Origin of the sequence: Nocardia sp. CWNU-33 (assembly GCF_046764895.1) — a bacterium.
Taxonomy (GTDB): domain Bacteria; phylum Actinomycetota; class Actinomycetes; order Mycobacteriales; family Mycobacteriaceae; genus Nocardia.
The window spans coordinates 1-742 of record NZ_JBKOQN010000126.1 but is presented as its reverse complement, the minus strand read 5'-3'; the positions used below and the strand labels follow the sequence as shown (position 1 = coordinate 742).

The following is a 742-nucleotide window of genomic DNA, read 5'->3' as shown; positions in this document are numbered from 1 at the left end:
ACGCACTGGAGATCGCGGGCAAGCAGTTCGGCTCCCGGCTGATCATGGGCACCGGCGGCGCGGACAACCTCGCCGTGCTCGAGGAGGCATTGCTCGCCTCCGGTACCGAACTCACCACGGTCGCGATGCGCCGCGTGGACGCCGTCGGCGGCACGGGGGTGCTCGATTTGCTGAAGCGCCTGGACATTACGGCGCTGCCCAATACGGCGGGCTGTCGCACTGCCGCCGAAGCAGTGCTCACCGCACAGCTGGCCGCCGAGGCGCTCGACACCAACTGGGTCAAGCTGGAGGTGATCGCCGACGAGCGAACCCTGCTTCCCGACCCCATCGAATTGCTCACCGCCGCAGAACAACTGGTCGATGCGGGTTTCGTGGTGCTGCCCTACACCACAGACGACCCCATCCTGGCCCGCAGACTGGAAGACGCTGGCTGCGCCGCGGTCATGCCGCTCGGCGCCCCGATCGGCACCGGCCTCGGCATCGGCAACCCGCACAACATCGAGATGATCGTGGCCGGGGCTGGGGTTCCCGTCATCCTCGACGCGGGCATCGGCACCGCGAGCGACGCCGCCCTCGCCATGGAACTCGGCTGCTCGGCCGTCCTGCTCGCCACCGCTGTAACGAGGGCCCAACGCCCTGCACTGATGGCCGCCGCCATGGCGGACGCTGTCCGCGCGGGTCATCTGGCTCGCCGGGCCGGCCGCATCCCCAAGCGCTTCTGGGCTCAGGCATCCTCGCCCGC

General features: G+C 69.8%; 1 protein-coding gene. It reads left to right on the top strand.

What is annotated here, in order from left to right; all coding sequences use genetic code 11:
- Positions 1 to 44: 44 nt before the first annotated feature.
- A partial coding sequence (locus tag ACLMAL_RS39685) for a thiazole synthase (protein ID WP_412003781.1) occupies positions 45 to 742 on the top strand: 698 nt, incomplete at its 3' end.